The organism is Salibacterium halotolerans, assembly GCF_900115625.1.
Lineage (GTDB): Bacteria > Bacillota > Bacilli > Bacillales > Marinococcaceae > Salibacterium > Salibacterium halotolerans.
Genome location: NZ_FOXD01000003.1, coordinates 131,817 through 147,484, shown reverse-complemented (window position 1 = coordinate 147,484; position 15,668 = coordinate 131,817). Strand labels below are relative to the sequence as shown.

The following is a 15,668-nucleotide window of genomic DNA, read 5'->3' as shown; positions in this document are numbered from 1 at the left end:
TATACTATGCTGCCGCTCTGCTCATCCTAATGATTGAAACTGGGATGTAGCCAAGCGGTAAGGCATCGGATTTTGATTCCGTGATTCGCAGGTTCGAACCCTGCCATCCCAGCCATTTTTCTAAGTTTTTAAGAAAACAGATATACATTACATAACAATCCGGACGATGCGTTCCTGCCATGAGAAGCGGCATCGTCCGGATTGTTTTATTTTATCCATTCTGATTCGACGTGTCCTGTTGTTTGTTCTCCACCGATGCCAGTTTTTCTGCCATGCCGTGATTTTCTTTGTCACGCCGGTCATCTATCCGGATATTAGTGGATACACGGCCTGCTCCGCGCTGAAACGGAATGTCATGAAGTTCTTTAACAATCGGCAGCAGGTCTTCCAGCTTTCCTTCCAAAACCGTGCCCATTGGTGTGAGCTGAAAATGGATATTTTCCGAATGACCGTCAAGTACCTGCTGCATAGCGGCAACATCTTCACTGATACTTGTCGAAGCTGTGCCTACGGGAACAACCGTAATATCTACTACTGCCATATGAGCATCCTCCTTTGTTGGATTAGACTTTTTCTCCTGCAGAACATGGGGAAACTCTTTTTCCGCCAGTGCTCTGTATGCTTCCAGTGCCGTCCTTACATGGCGGCGGTCCGGTTCCTTGCACGAAATATGACGCTGCACCGTATACGATAGAGAAAGCACGGGAGCGCGGATAATTTTCATGGAAGGAAACTGTATTATCCGGTGTAACACGGCAGCCGCCGGGAATGCCGTATAGGATGCAGCCGCAAGCCCCGTCGTCCATGGAAGCCACGGCAGCGAAATTAAAAACCCTCCCGCCGTCAGCAAAAAGTAAAGAACAACCGTATTGGTGGAACAATAGCGGTTCGTAATCGAAGACTTTCTGATTCGATAAAGGTTCCTCCTTTTTTTGATTCCCTTGAAGCTGAAAACCTTATGCTCCGCTCCGTGAAACTGACGCAGTTCTTTCGGAAAAAAGAAATGGGTGCCCATCAGAAAATACAAGAAAGTGTACAAAGGCAGCCCTGGAACAGAGAGACCGGTAAACAACCGCACGATATAAGGAAGAACGATTACACAGATAAGAAGCATACATATACTCCTATACCACAAAGGCATGGAGCGAAAAACATGGGATGCCACATTTATTATAGAAGAAAAGGTCAATGGAACAACGTCTGCTTCCGGCCGGTTGTTGTTCCACTGCGCCCATCCTGCGTGTTCCGCACCGATAAAAATAACGCCGTTTTGATAAGATAAGCCTTTCATGCGGATTCCTCTTCTGCTGTATTTGGCCCACGTTCGACAAAGTGTTCAATGACCCAGTAAAAGGAGCTGCCATTTTTATCATGGAAAGAAGGATCAAAAAAGCGGGTATTGGATGTTTCCAGGCCGCCATGCTCTTCCCAAGTATGAAGATAGCTCATAACAACCCGTTTATTCTCCGGATTGGAGCTCATACGGACATCAATCGTTCCGCTGCTCCCAATTGCCTGATTATCCTCCATCTCATTGGGCACAGCAAAGAGAACGCCGTCTGAAGTCGTTTCCGGTTCTATAGACCGTTCCTCCTCATTATTTAGATCAAGAAGAAGCTCGGCGCGTTCCACCTGATCACCGGTCATAGGTTCCCCATTTTCGTCCAGAAACGTAATGCCGATATAATCAGTTCCGTGCAGTCCGTCACTGGGCATGTGTCCCCATTCCCATGATGCTGTCAGCCTGGCGCCGTTTTCTGTTGGTTCAAGCGTACTGTCCCACTGAACTTCTTCCGATAGGTTTTCATTTGTCACTTCTTCTGCCTGATTAATATAAAAGCCGCCTCCTATAAACAGAAAAATCATTAACGTAAGCGGCAGGAGGACAATGAGCTTATTTCCTTTGAACATTCTTTTCCCTTTCCCTCCCTGAACGAAAAGACGTTGTTGATGTCGAGAGTGATGCTACAGAAATTCCGATCCTGCGATCCCCGGGTTCGTCATTTCCTTGGAGTCGAGAATTCTATCCAGTTCTTCTTCGTTTAAAATGTCGCGTTCCAGGCAGATCTCCCGGACACTTCTGCCTGTGTCGATCGCTTCTTTGGCAATACGGGACGCCGTTTCGTATCCAACGTGGGGATTGATGGCGGTTATAATGCCGACACTCTTTTCTACCAGATGACGGCAGTGTTCAATATTGGCCGTAATGCCGCTTACGCCGTGTTCGCGGAAAACACTTAATCCGTTCTGAAGAACCGACAGAGACTGCAGCAGGTTAAAAACAAGCACCGGCTCCATTACATTAAGCTCCAGCTGTCCGGCTTCTGACGCGAGACTGATGGTATGGTCATTTCCGATAACCTGGAAGGAAACCTGATTGATGACTTCGCACATGACAGGGTTTACTTTACCCGGCATGATGGATGATCCTGGCTGCCTGGAAGGTAGATTAATTTCGTTCAGTCCGGTACGCGGTCCCGAACTCATAAGCCGGAGATCATTTGCCATTTTCGACAAATTAATGGCATGTACTTTCAAGGCAGCGGACAATTCGGTATACGCATCGGTATTCTGTGTGGCATCCACAAGATTTTCAGCACTGTAAAACGGAAAACCGGTCAATTCCGATAAATAATCAGGAACTTTTGAGATATAATCCGTATTGGCGTTCAGCCCCGTACCTACGGCTGTCGCTCCCATGTTAATTTCATAGAGGTGATCAACAGACTGTCTGATTCTTGTCAGATCTCTTGCCAAAACCCGGCGGTAAGCGCTGAATTCCTGCCCGAGCCGGATCGGCACCGCGTCCTGTAAATGGGTGCGCCCCATTTTGATGACATCGTCAAATTCTGTTTCTTTTTGTTCAAGTGTCTGAAGAAGATGATTCAGAGCAGATGTAAGTCCCTTGGCCAGGTGCAGGCATGCAATATGTATGGCCGTTGGAAAGGCGTCATTGGTGGACTGCCCCATGTTCACGTGCGTGTTGGGACTGACCATGAGGTAATGCCCCTTGTTGCCGCCGAGTATTTCAATGGCCCGGTTGGCAATCACCTCGTTGGCATTCATGTTGAAGGAAGTTCCCGCTCCCCCCTGAATGGCATCAACAATAAACTGATCATTAAATTTTCCTTCAATGACTTCTTCTGATGCCTCAATGACAGCTCCGGCAATATTACGGTTCAGCATGCCCGCATCACGGTTCGCCATGGCGGCGCCTTTTTTGACATAGCCGAATCCTTTGATCAGCTCAGGATGCGGCGGATAATCGGTGATTGGGAAGTTTTCTTTCGCCCGGATGGTCTGAATACCGTAATAAGCCTCTTCAGGTACATTTTTTTCTCCAAGGAAGTCTTTTTCTGTGCGGTAGTCTTTCATGTCATCTTCTCCTTCAATGCTTGTTAATCTTTTTGGGTTTGTTTCATAGAGTCATAATCCCCCGGATGCCGCTTTATGTTTTGCCAGCCATGCAGCGCCTATAATGCCGGCGTCATTGCCCAGTTCTGCCGTGGCAAAAGATGTATGGTCCGCCACTCTGGGCAGAGCATGTACAGCGTAATGGGAGCGCAGGGGCGTCAAAAGCTGCTCACCGGCGGCTGATACGCCACCGCCTATAACGATTCTCTGCGGGTTGAGTACGTTGGCCGCGTTTCCGGCTGCCATTCCAAGGTAATGCATCGATTGATCAACGACTGCAGCTGCTGTTTCATCGCAGGCAGCTGCACATTCAAAAAGAATTTGAGCGGTTAACGGTGTCTGCTGTTTTTTTATGTATAACATGGAATCCGGATGTTTCACAGCTTCTGCTTCTGCCATCCGAACCATTCCGGTAGCAGACGACACAGTCTCCAGACAGCCCGTTTTCCCGCAGTTACAGGGCGCACCGTTACGTGGAACGACCGTCACATGACCAATTTCTCCTGCCATATCCGACACACCGTGCAGAATGTCCCCATTAACGATAACACCACCACCGACTCCGGTCCCCAAAGTTAACAGCAGGACATCAGCGGCGTCATTTCCAGCCCCCTGCCAGTATTCCCCAGCAGCCGCCAGATTCGCGTCATTATCAAGAACGACCGGAATCTGAAGAAAATCCGACAGAATAGAAGCAACCGGGTAATCGACCCAGCCGATGTTCACCGCAAACTGAATCATTCCTTTTTTCACATCGACAAAACCGGGCACACCGATTCCTGCCCCTTTTACATCCGCAGCACTCAGTCCATGTTCGTTCCATTTTGTTAAAATAGAGCGGGCGATATCCTCCAGTACATGTTCACCATTATTGTCTTTATTGGTTGCTATCGACCATTTTTCCTTTTGCTGTCCGCTCTCTGTAAACAGGCCGATTTTCACTGACGTTCCTCCGACATCAATCCCTAGAAGATACTTTTCATCCATATGCAGCGTTCTCATCCTTCCTTGTCCTGATCGCACAGGCGGCTGTATTCGTTTTTGATAATCATAAGCGCGGCTGTATAGTCCTTATTGTCCATTAACCCAGCCTCGTGGGCTCCCTTTACTTCTTCTTCCATAAGCTCAAGGTCCATACGCCGGTCTTTGGTGTATATGACGGTACGAAACTGTATGAGCCATTTTCTGATATCTGCGAGAGTTTGAAAGTCCGTATTCATACATCTATTATAGCAACATAAGCAAAGAAAAGAAAAGCAGACCTGCAAACGGAATATAAGGAACGAAAAACCGGCCTCTCATTTTAAAATGGAGAATACTCTGCAACGTATTCCCGGCCACATATGCTGCTGCAAATAAAAACATCAAAAGCAGCTCCGTCATAAGAGACGAAGCCCAGTGGCCGGCGTGCCAGCCGATGTAAAAGAAAAGCAGGGTCAGTGCGAGCCATAAATACCCGGAACGTTGATGAAAAAAACCATAATAAGGAAGGTAGAACATAAAACCGAACACGGCCGCCGCTGCAGCCGTCAAAAAGCGAAGCACGTCAAAAAGAATAGAGGTTTCCGCAGTCTGAAGCCATGAAAACCCGGCTGTTAGTAAGCCAATATAAAACGTGCAGACAAACAACAAAAAAATGAGCAATGTTATCCGCTTCTGGTGATGCAGATTATACATTGCTGCAGCACCAAATGTCATACCGGCTGCGGTTAGTTCCAACAACGTAATAAACATAGGATCCTCCCTGGACAGCTTTTATCCTTATCCTATGCCTGTCTTTTTCCGTCCATTCCGTAAAAGCCGGTGCTCTGATGTTAATCCCAGGCCGTTCGATCCGGATCTCCTTTACCGGACACAGAGGGTCTCTTTTTTTCAAAGGGACCAGTTTACGTCTTAAAATGTCGCCTGAATTTGCAGCGGAAAATGGGAGCACCGGCCAAAGATCGGGACACTGGAATGCTGTGATTGGCCATCGTTATCCCCTCCTTCCTTACCGGTCATCGTCTCCGGAATTTCTGGTGCTCATGCACAAAAATCGGGAATGAACTGCCGCTTTTGTGCAGATACTTCAACATAACAGCTTCACTTGCTTTAAACGGCTGTCTTTTACTATCTCCAAGTAGTCAGGAGTATTGTTATGGTTAAAAAATGGATTTTTCTGTTTCTCGGTCTTTTTCTCGGTCTTTTCCTGATGCCGGCAGCGTCTGCAGCGGATGCCTCTTTTTTCGAAAAGCATGAGAACCCGTCCTATGAAGAACCGGACCATCATTTCAGTAAAACCACAGGAACCATTACCATCCACCACATCCTTGATAATGATGAATACGTGCTGGAATCCAAAGGAACGCTTAAAACCAAATCTCCGGCTGAAAAACAGCAGGTACAGATGATTTTACTGGAAGATGGATACGTCAAAGACAGCGCTGCCGCTTGGCTGGAAGGCGATGACCATCTCACAGCGCTTAAACGGACCCCCTCTGAAGATTCAGGAAGGTATGACCTCGCCGGCTTTTACAGCATGAAAAATGCTCCAGTCTATACGTTCGACTGGAGCAGCAGTTCATTGTATGTTTTGGACACTCCGATTTCGGATCTGCATTCATTCACCTTGGCGGATTCCGAGGAAGAGAAAAAAGCCGGGAAAATGATGGACACCATTATTAATCAGCAGCAACAGCACGTGAAACGATTCATCAGAGACAGTGCCGGTCTCTCTGAATCATCCAGGTTGTTTCCGATCACCCGCTGGAAACAATACATGAGTCCATCTGTCAGCGGCCTTGATCCACGTGCGGTGGAAAAAGCATGGCAGGACGTTTACTACACTGTAGAGGATGTGACGGCATCACGACGGAAACAACGAAAAAAAGTTATGCCTTTCGTAAATTGGAATAAAGAACAGAAAAGGTTATCTCTGTTTATTCATTACAGCAGTACCTAAGGGAGGTTTGCATTTACTCTTTCTTCCATGCTCTTAACGTCCACGTCCTCCGACTGATTTTCAATGCCCAGCTGTTTCGCTCTGTTTAGGGATTGTTCCGCTTCTTCCCATCGTTCAAGCGCCGAATAGGCGACAGCCAGATTGTAATGGGCTTCGGCAAGCTCATCGTTGATGGAGATGGCTTCCTGAAAGAAAGATAAGGCCCGCTCGTATTGATTCTCTGCCATGTACGTATTGCCCAGCACAAAAGGCACATAAGGATTGGATCCATTGTTTCCTTCTTCGTTTAAAATCTGACGGGCCCTTTCTGCATTATCACGCTCCAGGTACTGCTGGGCAAGCTGGACATCCACCATTGCCGATCCCTGTTTGTCCTCATTTATCAGACCGTACCAAAGAAGACACGCGGCCAATCCCGGTATGAGAATTATAAAGGGAAGCTGGGTCCGTCTGCGGCCGTGCTTTGGCAGGTGGACGAGTGCCGAAGCAAGAAAGCCGCCGGCCAGTCCTCCGATATGCGCTCCGTTATCAACTGCTGGAACGACAAAACCAAATACAAGATTGATACCCAGAATAAAAAGCACATTCAGCCCCATCGTACGAAAGAACAAGGCACGATGGATCAGGCCAAAATACAACAGCGCCCCAAAACAGCCGAAGATGGCACCGGATGCTCCGGCTGACACCTGCTCATTAAACGTAAAACTGGCCAGAGAACCAAAAATCCCCGCCGTCAGGTAGATGATAAGAAAGCGGAGGGTTCCATACATCCGCTCCACCGCTCCTCCAATGTAGAAGAGCGCGAGGGAGTTCATGACCAGATGAAAGACACCGATATGCAAAAACATAGACGTGAACAGCCGCCACCATTCTCCTTCAAGCAGCGCCGGATTATATTTCGCCCCGAATTCAATAAGCGTCACCAGATTCGTGCTCTCCCCCGTCTGTTCCATCCATACAAATACCGAAACGATGGCTGCAAGAATTACATACACGATTCTCGGTTTCGTAAAAAGAAGCAGCGACCGGTCTTCTTTCTCCAGCTTCTCCTGTCTTTCTTTTACTTCCGCTCTGTAATACCGGCCCCAGTCTTCGTGAGAATATTCATCTTCCAAAGCAGGACTCCAGGTGAAACGTGTCCCCAAGTCTTTGAGCACCTGTTCCTCCGATTCGGCGATGCGCCCGGATGGATCCCGGGAAATGAGGTAAAACCGACCGCTCTTGGGCATGGCCGGATAACTGTTCAGAGACTGGGTCAGATCAGCCGGCGGATAGGATGATATATAAACATTATAAAAGGGGACGTTCCGTCCAAGGACCATACGCTTGACACGTTGATACATCCGCTCCGCCTCTTTGGCATCATGTTCGACCTTGTTCATCCAGTCGTATTCAATCCGGGCAAGGCGTACGACCGCCTTTTGGTTTTTTGTTCCTGTTTCAAGCCATATCTGTTTTCTGTCCTGACTGATTTCAAGAATTCTCGCGTCTTCTTTGATGACCAGATGATAAATCAGTTTCCAGTATCGATGCATCGCTTCCACTACAGTTCACCCTTTCAAACGGAGGGATTGCAGCAGAAACCGGGCCGTCTCCTGAAACGACTTATGTTCTGCGGCAGGTGCGTCACTCGTCGTTCGTTCTTCCCCCCTCGTATTGAGAAACACAGCGTCCCAGCCCGCATGGATGGCTCCCTGCACATCCAGCTCCCAGGAATCTCCGATAAACAGAGATCCTGCAGTTTCACCTTGAAGCTGCTGCAGCGCATAATCGAACATTTCCCGTTCAGGTTTTTCCACGGCTGCTTCTTCCGAAACAATAAGATGTGATTCCGGAATAAAGCTATCAAGCTGCAGTTTCTGCCATTTTTTCCGCTGGGTTTTTGTTCGTCCATTCGTTATAATCCCAAGCCGCAGTCCTTCTTTAAGAAGACGGTCCAGCAGCTCATATACTCCCTCAAAAGGAACGCAGAAATCAGCGACCACTTTCTCATACTGTTCATGAAATTGTTCTGCATCTCCGCGCGCGTATGGCAGGGAGAAAGCTTTCATCGTCTCGTCAAAACGTTTTTTACGGTACTCGTCATGTGTCCAGTTATTTTGTTCATAGTAAGCCCACAACAAATCCGAATGATATTTAAAAGTCCGGAACCAGTCTTTTGCATCTACTTCTGCAAAGGGATTCCCGGTACTGCCCGTTTGATACATCGTATAAAACGTATGCTTTACTGCCTGCTCAAACGCATCTTCGTGACTGAAGAGTGTGTTATCCAGATCAAAACATATGGTATTCCAGCGCATTTCATTCCCTCCACTCTTCTTCATTATAGCAGTACAGCGTTTTCTTATCGAATCATTGTGTTCCTGCCGGTGCTCCAGTAGTTTGTTATGAAAACAGAAAACCCTCACCATAGCGAGGGTTTTCTGTGCGAACCGGCATTTTCCGTCGTGATTTGTTAATGTAAGAATGCCCCAAGCAGCGCGCGGCGCAGGAATGGAATCTGCAGTACTGCTGCGATGGCGGTTCTGCGCAGACCCCGTAAGAAGGATTTCGGCATACAGCTGATCAATAAAACGGTCAGCAGTAATAGGATGATTTTTGTCGTTCCAGTCACGATTCAGCCACTCCTTTTTCTCTATTTTCTGCACCAGCGGCTGTTTTATGTGTTTTCATTTTAAAAAATTCCATCGCTTACGCAGAGAAAATCTATAGGGATATCGTGGTCTTCACGGGGAATCCGTTCAAAAAACTGGAAAGAATACAATATAGCACAAGTCGGGGCATCAACCGTCTGAAGAAAGCGGTCATAGTACCCGCCGCCAAATCCAATACGATATTTCTCTTTATCAAAGGCCATTCCAGGTACGATGATCAAATCAAAATCCGAAGAGGAAACATACGCTTCAAGGTCCGGCTCTGGTTCCCATATTCCAGCAAAGTCCTGTTTCGTCTCTTTGAAGGATGTGATGTGGTAAAACGTCATCGTTTCATGCAGCGGATTCGTTTTCGGCACCGCCGTCCGTTTCCTTTCCTTCCATGCTTGTTTGATGACTGGTTCCGTGTCGATTTCATTTCTGGTCGACATCGTAACGGCAATGGTGGCAGCTTCTTTCCATACAGAGGACTGAAATAGGTGCTGATATACAACGTCAGCCTCCTTGTACCGTTTTTCCGGCATAGTGTGTTGAAACTGATTTCTAATATGTCGTCTTATCTCTTTTTTTTGGTGCATCTTCTTCCACCTTTACCTGACGGCTGTCTCTACTATAATGCCCTTTTTATGCTGAAATGCTCTATTATAAAGAAAAAAAGCAGAGGAGATTGTCTCTCCAGCTGCTTATTTGGTCTCTCTGTGCAGGGTGTGCTTATTCAAACGCGGGCTGAATTTCTTCAGTTCAATGCGTTCCGGATTCTTACGTTTATTTTTTGTCGTAATGTAGTTACGATCTCCTGTTTCCGTGCAGGCCATTGTTACTTGTACACGCATGGTTGTCCCTCCTCAACTGTTAATCTCTATTCATACCTAACTATGTTACCAAATAATGCAGAACGTATCAAGCATCTGAGTAAAGAAAGTGACGGAATCAGGGGAAAGCATTCTCGATATGTGTTCAAGCATGTATAATATGACTGACGTGATTGTTGGAAAGGAGGAAGGTTATGGAATGGGTCATTCTTTCTTCCATTCTGCTCAGTGTGTGCTTGTTCGGTCTTTCATTTTTGGCCGGGGATAAACAGAAAGAGCGGAATGACGAAGTAGAACAGATGTCCCTGCAGGTAATGGGAGACATGTATCAGGTGAAACAACGGCTGCGCATTCTGGAAGAAGAACTGTTGTCAGCGTCTTCTCCTTCCGTGCGGCGTCATTCGAAGGAGGAGCTTGTCAAAGAAGCTCATCAATGGTACCAGCAGAACATGAGCATCGAAGAAATTGCAGCAGCCATGGAATTAAAATCCGAAGAAGTACAGCAGCTGCTGTCCGGAACCCGTGAAAAGGAGAGATAGATGTGACCCGTAAAAACATACAGGTTTTTGCTGTCGGATGGTTTGCTGCCGCCTGCTGCATAGCTGGTGCTTATTTTATCCTCCAGCCCGGACCAAACGAAGCAGAAAGCTCATCTCAAGCAGGCGAACCAACCGAAGCACCGAATCCGGCCGCCCTCAGCGCGGAGCAGCACATTTCCTTTCTGGAATCAGACGGCTATGTTGTATTGACACAGGACGAATACAATGCGGTCCAGGAAGAAGACACGCCGCCTGAAGACGGGCAGACAGACGAGCTAACGGCCATTTTACATATTGAACAGGGAATGACCAGCGGTGACGTTGCTTCGCTCCTGCAGCAGCTGGAGATGATAGAGGAAGAGTCTCTTTTTGCGCAGAAGCTTCAAGAAAGCGGCCGCGCATCATCTATCAAGCCCGGACAGTACAAATTAAACAATACCATGAGCATTCAGGACATCATCCAACGTATCACATCATAAAAAAACGGCAGGTCCCGTATTCTTCGGGACACTGCCGCTTTTTTATTCACCGGTTGCTGCGTTTTCTTCCTGATTTTCTTCAGGAACAGGAGCCTGCGGATTTTCTTTCAGATTGAAATAGGCATCGAGCGCTCTTCTTCCGATGACTTTTGCTACATTCGAACTTTCGTACAGTCCTGGCACAACGACGGCCGCCGTCACTTCCGGGTTATCATACGGCGCGTAGGATATGAAGGCCTGGTTGATCCCATCAATGGAATCTCCGGAACCGTCCTGCTGGACCGAAACTTCGGCGGTTCCTGTCTTGCCTGCTGCAGCGTACTCCGCCCCGTTGAATTCCGAATAGGCGGACCCTCTGCTTTGATTAACCACACCTCTCATGGCTTCCTGAACCATATCGATGTAATTATTATTGATATCCAGCTTATTCATAATGTGTGGTTCATATTGTTTTTTCACCGCACCGAGTTGCTGTTTGTCCGGGTTCGGCTGTCTGATTTCTTTCACAAGACGCGGCTTCATACGGTATCCATCGTTTGCAACCGTTGATACATACTGAGCAAGCTGCATCGGTGTATACGTGTCAAACTGCCCGAAGCTTAAATACAGCAGTCTCCCGGGATAGTTCACTGGCCCGGTGATACCTGTCGATTCTGTAGGAAGATCAATGCCGGTTTTCGCCCCAAGTCCAAATTGGGAATAGTAATAACGGAACGTATCAAACGCCTTTTTATACGTTGTGTTCGACCAGCTCTGACCGGTTCCCGGATTGTATCCTGCCATGTTCATCGCTACGTAAGACATATAAATATTCGAGGACTGTACAATGGCGTCGTAATAATTTACCGGTCCCATATTGTACACAGAGCTGATTGGCTCCGTGGACGGAAGTTCCAGCGGCCGGTCGATGATCGTTGTCTGCGGAGTGACAGCTTCGGTTTCCAGGCCGGTCATAACCGTTGCCGGTTTCACAGTGGATCCCATGGCATAGGAATTTGACGTAATACCAAGTTGATTCTGGTGCCCCACGGCCGCCAGAATTTCTCCCGTGTCCGGCTTCATCATTACAATATAGGCATTAGGATTGTTAATAAAGCTGCCGCTCATGGAATTGACTTCTTCCTGTACAATGGTATCCACCTGCTGCTGCAGGGCCATATCGATAGACAGAACCAAATCATTCCCACGGCGCCCATTTGTCGTATTTCCGTTTGTTACAGTGCCTTTCTTTCCACGGAGATCCGTCTCATACTGCTTCTCCAGAAAGCTTGTTCCCACTTCGTCTGTACGCGCGTACCCTTTAGCCAGGTACTTATCCAGCTGTTCCCGGGGGATGGATCCGATATTCCCGAAATAATCTGGAAAGGCATCTTCATACAAATACTGGCGCTCGGCATCCCTGAGAATATTCACCCCTGGCAGCGAATCAAGCCGCTCACTGATCTGATGGGCTTCATTACGCGAAAGATCTTTTTTAATACGATACGGCGTATCATAATAACCACTGACCATCTGCCCCCAGATGTATACTTTTTTCAGTTCCGAATCCAGAGACGACAACTGCTTTTCACTGATCCGGCTCAACTGCAGATTATAAATTTCATTTTCGTTTTCATCATTTTCTTCAGCCTGCGCCCGTTCTTCATCGGTCACCAGGTTTTTGGCTTTTTCCGGATGAGTGGCAATCCAGTAATCCTGTTTCGTGCGTTTGTCAATTTTATCATCCAGCGTTTCATTTTCTTTTGTTTCAATCGAAATGAGATCAACAAGCGCTTCTGCTATCTCAAGTCTTTCTTCTGTTGAGACAGACTGCTTGTTCGTGTATGTGAGAGAAAGTGCCAATTCGTTATCCACAACAATATTTCCATTACGATCGTACATTAAACCACGCGGGGCATCAATACGGGCCTGCTGCTCGGAAGAAGAGGCTTCCAGTTCACTTTCAAATTGATCCCCCTGCACAATCTGAATATACCCGAGCCTGAAAATTAACAGTGAAAACAAAAGAAATACCGCAAAAAAAAGCAAATTTAAGCGGAAAGGGACGTGTCTGTTTCCTGATTTCGTTTTTCCCACCTGTATTCCTCTCCCTTTGTTATGTAACCGTTCCTGTATCTTTCTATATTTTAGCACACTTTTGCTTAGGTCAAAAAGAAAAGGAGTACTCATGTTACTGAGTCTCCTCCTCCATTTTCCGGCATACCACTATTTACTTTTTTCCTGTCAACAATGAAGGACGTATCAATGTTTTTTATGCACCACGCCGCCGCAAAATGTCCGGCCCCTGCTGCCACCATAAGAATCGGAATAATAATCCGGTCGGGAAAGAGAGCAGTGCCTATCAGGAACAAAATAATGGAAAACGCCCGTCCCATGTTAATAAACCATTCTTTTGTTACAAGATATTCTATACGAAGTGCACCCGCATCAGCTGCTTTTCCAAGCACGTCGTAGGTAAGCGAAACGTAGGGAACCAGCATCAACGGATAAGCTGTCGAGATGACAATCCCATACGTTATCAGCAGGGGAAATGTGGGATGAAACACAATGATAAAGACGGAACCGACAAGGATTGCCCCGCCTGTAAAGATCGCGTGTTTCCGGAACTTCGGCTTAAGAAATCTTCCCACCAGAAAGTACCCGAGAAATGATACAGCAGATGTCACAAACCCGTAGGTCCCCAAGGCAAGTTCACTGTTTGTTGCCGTGTACACCCACAATATGATGACAAATGCAAAAACGCCTTCCCTCGTCCCCTGCATGAAGTGCGCGTACAGAATGTTTCTCCAGTCTTTATTTTTTCTAATCTCTCCAGCCGCCTTTTTAAAGTAAACCGGACCTTTGGCATGCCTGTGCTTCATTTTCAGGCTCAGAAGGACAGCCATCATAAAGAGAAAAAAGGATAGAAAAAATATCACCTGATACCCTCTTGATTCGGGCAACCAGGTAATTACAAGGCCTGCACTGAAGGGGCCGATCATGCCTGCAAAACTGGTTAACAATCCGGAAAATCCATTAAAAAAATCTCTCGTCTCCGGTTCTGTTATTTCGAAGGTGAGCACATTATACCCAAGCCAGTAAAACCCAAATCCAATTCCCAGAAGGGCTCCGAGAAACAAAAGAAGGTCTTCTACATTTTTTCCAGCCATCAGCACAGCAAGAAAAAAAGCGGTTAAAATGAAAACACCGGCTCGCAGCGTATAGATTCTGTCCGCTTTTTTTGCTATATAACCGGCCAGAAGAAAAGCCGGCGGCTGCAGGAGGACAGAAGCCAGCTGATATAGTGCTATGTCGCGGATTTCTCCGGACTGCTTCCATAAATAAATATTGACAAATGTATTGGACAGCGCTATGGATACAGCATACAATCCTCCAATCACAAGAAGCATCAATAAATTTTTGGTTACCGGAACATTTCCTAAAAACATTTTTGTCATCGAACGTAACATGTCCCCACCGCCCTTCTCCGTATTGTGCCGCGGGCGGCGGCAGGCTATTCAATAAAAAGGGATGAGCGGGCATGTCCTGTCTTCATCGCAAGCCGCAGCGTTTTGTAGAGATGCCGGTCATTCTATCCAGCATTCTGCTTCAAAATTCGGTGCTGTTTGATCCAAAAAAAGGCTGCCCCTTTTTTCAGGGACAGCCATGCGGTTCATTTATTACTTAGCTTCTTTATAGCGTTTCGCTACTTCATTCCAGTTCACAAGGTTCCAGAATGCGTCTACATATTCCGGACGACGGTTTTGATATTTCAAATAATAGGCGTGCTCCCAAACGTCGATGCCGAGAATTGGAGTCTTGCCTTCCATGATTGGTGAATCCTGGTTCAAGGTGTTCTGCACTGCAAGTTCGCCGTTGTTCACAACGAGCCAGGCCCACCCGGAACCAAAGCGGCCGAGTGCGGTATTTTTGAATTCTTCCTGAAATCCATCGAAACTTCCCCACTTACTCTTGATTGCGTCAGCAAGTTCTCCTTCCGGTTCACCGCCGCCATTCGGGCTGAGGATCTGCCAGAAAAGAGTGTGGTTGGAATGACCGCCTCCATTATTTCTGACAGCTGTACGAATGCTGTCAGGCAGAGCGTTCAGGTCACTGATTAGTTCATTGACGTCTTTGTCCGCCAGGTCGTCATGACCTTCAAGCGCACCATTCAGCTTCGTCACATAAGTATTGTGGTGTTTCCCATGATGAATTTTCATTGTTTCTTCATCAATGTGAGGTTCGAGAGCGTCAAATGCGTAAGGTAGTTCTGGTAGTTGATGATTAGCCATAATGCAACTCCTCCTTCAAAAATTTATGTGTCTGCTGATTCGTGTTGTCACGCAACCTTCATGCAAAGGCATTCAGACGTGCAACCGTGAATACCTATCCGGCAAGTCTTACGTTACCAAATTCATTTTGTCTTTTCAACAAAAATGAATGGCGCTCCTCTGAACACCATTCGTACTATACCACCTTGGTGGAAATGATAAACATGTTTTTTTAAGATTTAAAATGCAATGGCGGAGGAAGAGGGATTCGAACCCTCGCGGGCCGCAAAGCCCCTAACGGTTTTCGAGACCGTCCCCTTCAGCCGTACTTGGGTATTCCTCCATCTGAAAAATACGCACCCACTGTATGATGGTGAGAAGAAAGTGGTGGACCCTGTAGGACTCGAACCTACGACCGAACGGTTATGAGCCGTTTGCTCTGACCAACTGAGCTAAGGGTCCGTTAACCTTTTTGATTCATTATGGAATGGGGCGATTGATGGGAGTCGAACCCATGCGTGCCGGAGCCACAATCCGGTGCGTTAACCACTTCGCCACAACCGCCATATGATTAATACA

General features: G+C 47.1%; 17 protein-coding genes and 4 tRNA genes. 4 read left to right on the top strand and 17 right to left on the bottom strand.

Going from position 1 to position 15,668, the window contains the following annotated elements; all coding sequences use genetic code 11:
- The first annotated feature begins 40 nt into the window (after positions 1 to 40).
- Positions 41 to 115 (top strand) — tRNA-Gln (locus BM124_RS03825).
- 96 nt (positions 116 to 211) lie between these two features.
- Here the strand turns inward: BM124_RS03825 and BM124_RS19575 are convergent.
- Genes BM124_RS19575 through BM124_RS03795 form a run of 6 tightly spaced genes read right to left on the bottom strand, consistent with a single transcriptional unit; the run spans position 212 to position 5,148 of the window.
- A complete protein-coding gene (locus BM124_RS19575) occupies positions 212 to 1,291 on the bottom strand; it encodes an MTH1187 family thiamine-binding protein (protein WP_093335347.1) in 1,080 nt (359 codons plus the stop codon).
- Positions 1,288 to 1,911, bottom strand: coding sequence for a hypothetical protein (locus BM124_RS03815; RefSeq protein ID WP_093335345.1), 624 nt, complete (start codon positions 1,909 to 1,911; stop codon positions 1,288 to 1,290). Before BM124_RS03815 ends, BM124_RS19575 begins: the two co-directional genes overlap by 4 nt.
- A 54-nt stretch (positions 1,912 to 1,965) precedes the next feature.
- Positions 1,966 to 3,375, bottom strand: coding sequence for an aspartate ammonia-lyase (gene aspA / locus BM124_RS03810; protein WP_093335343.1), 1,410 nt, complete (start codon positions 3,373 to 3,375; stop codon positions 1,966 to 1,968).
- Positions 3,376 to 3,426: 51 nt separating this feature from the next.
- Positions 3,427 to 4,416 carry an ROK family glucokinase gene (locus BM124_RS03805; protein WP_244504217.1) on the bottom strand — a complete coding sequence of 330 codons (990 nt, stop codon included), beginning with the start codon at positions 4,414 to 4,416 and terminating at the stop codon, positions 3,427 to 3,429.
- Positions 4,413 to 4,634 carry a YqgQ family protein gene (locus BM124_RS03800; RefSeq protein ID WP_093335341.1) on the bottom strand — a complete coding sequence of 74 codons (222 nt, stop codon included), beginning with the start codon at positions 4,632 to 4,634 and terminating at the stop codon, positions 4,413 to 4,415. The genes BM124_RS03805 and BM124_RS03800 overlap by 4 nt, the downstream gene beginning before the upstream one ends.
- A 7-nt stretch (positions 4,635 to 4,641) precedes the next feature.
- Positions 4,642 to 5,148: a hypothetical protein gene (locus BM124_RS03795; RefSeq protein ID WP_093335339.1), complete on the bottom strand. Its 507-nt coding sequence runs from the start codon at positions 5,146 to 5,148 to the stop codon at positions 4,642 to 4,644.
- A 403-nt stretch (positions 5,149 to 5,551) separates the two neighbouring features.
- Here BM124_RS03795 and BM124_RS03785 point away from each other — a divergent pair, with 403 nt between their 5' ends.
- On the top strand, positions 5,552 to 6,355 hold the full coding sequence (locus BM124_RS03785) for a hypothetical protein (protein WP_093335336.1): 804 nt from the start codon (positions 5,552 to 5,554) through the stop codon (positions 6,353 to 6,355).
- Here BM124_RS03785 and BM124_RS03780 read toward each other — a convergent pair.
- The 5 genes from BM124_RS03780 to rpmG all read right to left on the bottom strand — a co-directional run bounded on the left by BM124_RS03780 (position 6,352) and on the right by rpmG (position 9,842).
- Complete coding sequence (locus BM124_RS03780) at positions 6,352 to 7,890, bottom strand: rhomboid family intramembrane serine protease (RefSeq protein ID WP_244504230.1); 1,539 nt, start codon at positions 7,888 to 7,890, stop codon at positions 6,352 to 6,354. The two genes, BM124_RS03785 and BM124_RS03780, sit on opposite strands and share 4 nt — an antisense overlap.
- A gap of 15 nt (positions 7,891 to 7,905) precedes the next feature.
- Positions 7,906 to 8,655 carry an HAD family hydrolase gene (locus BM124_RS03775; protein WP_170840945.1) on the bottom strand — a complete coding sequence of 250 codons (750 nt, stop codon included), beginning with the start codon at positions 8,653 to 8,655 and terminating at the stop codon, positions 7,906 to 7,908.
- 155 nt (positions 8,656 to 8,810) lie between these two features.
- Positions 8,811 to 8,969 carry a hypothetical protein gene (locus BM124_RS18755; protein WP_170840944.1) on the bottom strand — a complete coding sequence of 53 codons (159 nt, stop codon included), beginning with the start codon at positions 8,967 to 8,969 and terminating at the stop codon, positions 8,811 to 8,813.
- 60 nt (positions 8,970 to 9,029) lie between these two features.
- On the bottom strand, positions 9,030 to 9,587 hold the full coding sequence (locus BM124_RS03770; protein ID WP_093335332.1) for a 5-formyltetrahydrofolate cyclo-ligase: 558 nt from the start codon (positions 9,585 to 9,587) through the stop codon (positions 9,030 to 9,032).
- A gap of 105 nt (positions 9,588 to 9,692) precedes the next feature.
- Entirely contained in the window at positions 9,693 to 9,842 is a 150-nt protein-coding gene (gene rpmG / locus BM124_RS03765) for a 50S ribosomal protein L33 (RefSeq protein ID WP_090925779.1), read from the bottom strand.
- A gap of 173 nt (positions 9,843 to 10,015) precedes the next feature.
- On the opposite strand from rpmG, the gene BM124_RS03760 reads away from it, so the two are divergent.
- Positions 10,016 to 10,360, top strand: a complete 345-nt coding sequence (locus BM124_RS03760) for a hypothetical protein (protein WP_093335330.1) — start codon at positions 10,016 to 10,018, stop codon at positions 10,358 to 10,360.
- 2 nt (positions 10,361 to 10,362) lie between these two features.
- Entirely contained in the window at positions 10,363 to 10,839 is a 477-nt protein-coding gene (locus BM124_RS03755) for an MltG/YceG/YrrL family protein (protein WP_093335329.1), read from the top strand.
- A gap of 42 nt (positions 10,840 to 10,881) precedes the next feature.
- On the opposite strand, the gene BM124_RS03750 is transcribed toward BM124_RS03755, so the two are convergent.
- The 6 genes from BM124_RS03750 to BM124_RS03725 form a co-directional block, all read right to left on the bottom strand.
- Positions 10,882 to 12,843 (bottom strand): penicillin-binding transpeptidase domain-containing protein, encoded by a 1,962-nt coding sequence (locus BM124_RS03750; RefSeq protein WP_244504216.1) that lies wholly within the window; start codon positions 12,841 to 12,843, stop codon positions 10,882 to 10,884.
- Positions 12,844 to 13,004: 161 nt separating this feature from the next.
- Complete coding sequence (locus tag BM124_RS03745) at positions 13,005 to 14,288, bottom strand: MFS transporter (protein WP_244504215.1); 1,284 nt, start codon at positions 14,286 to 14,288, stop codon at positions 13,005 to 13,007.
- A gap of 210 nt (positions 14,289 to 14,498) precedes the next feature.
- A complete protein-coding gene (locus tag BM124_RS03740) occupies positions 14,499 to 15,110 on the bottom strand; it encodes a superoxide dismutase (protein ID WP_093335327.1) in 612 nt (203 codons plus the stop codon).
- 229 nt (positions 15,111 to 15,339) lie between these two features.
- Positions 15,340 to 15,432: transfer RNA gene (locus BM124_RS03735), tRNA-Ser, on the bottom strand.
- A 42-nt stretch (positions 15,433 to 15,474) separates the two neighbouring features.
- Positions 15,475 to 15,551, bottom strand: a tRNA-Ile gene (locus BM124_RS03730).
- Positions 15,552 to 15,577: 26 nt separating this feature from the next.
- A tRNA-His gene (locus BM124_RS03725) sits at positions 15,578 to 15,653 on the bottom strand.
- Positions 15,654 to 15,668 lie beyond the last annotated feature (15 nt).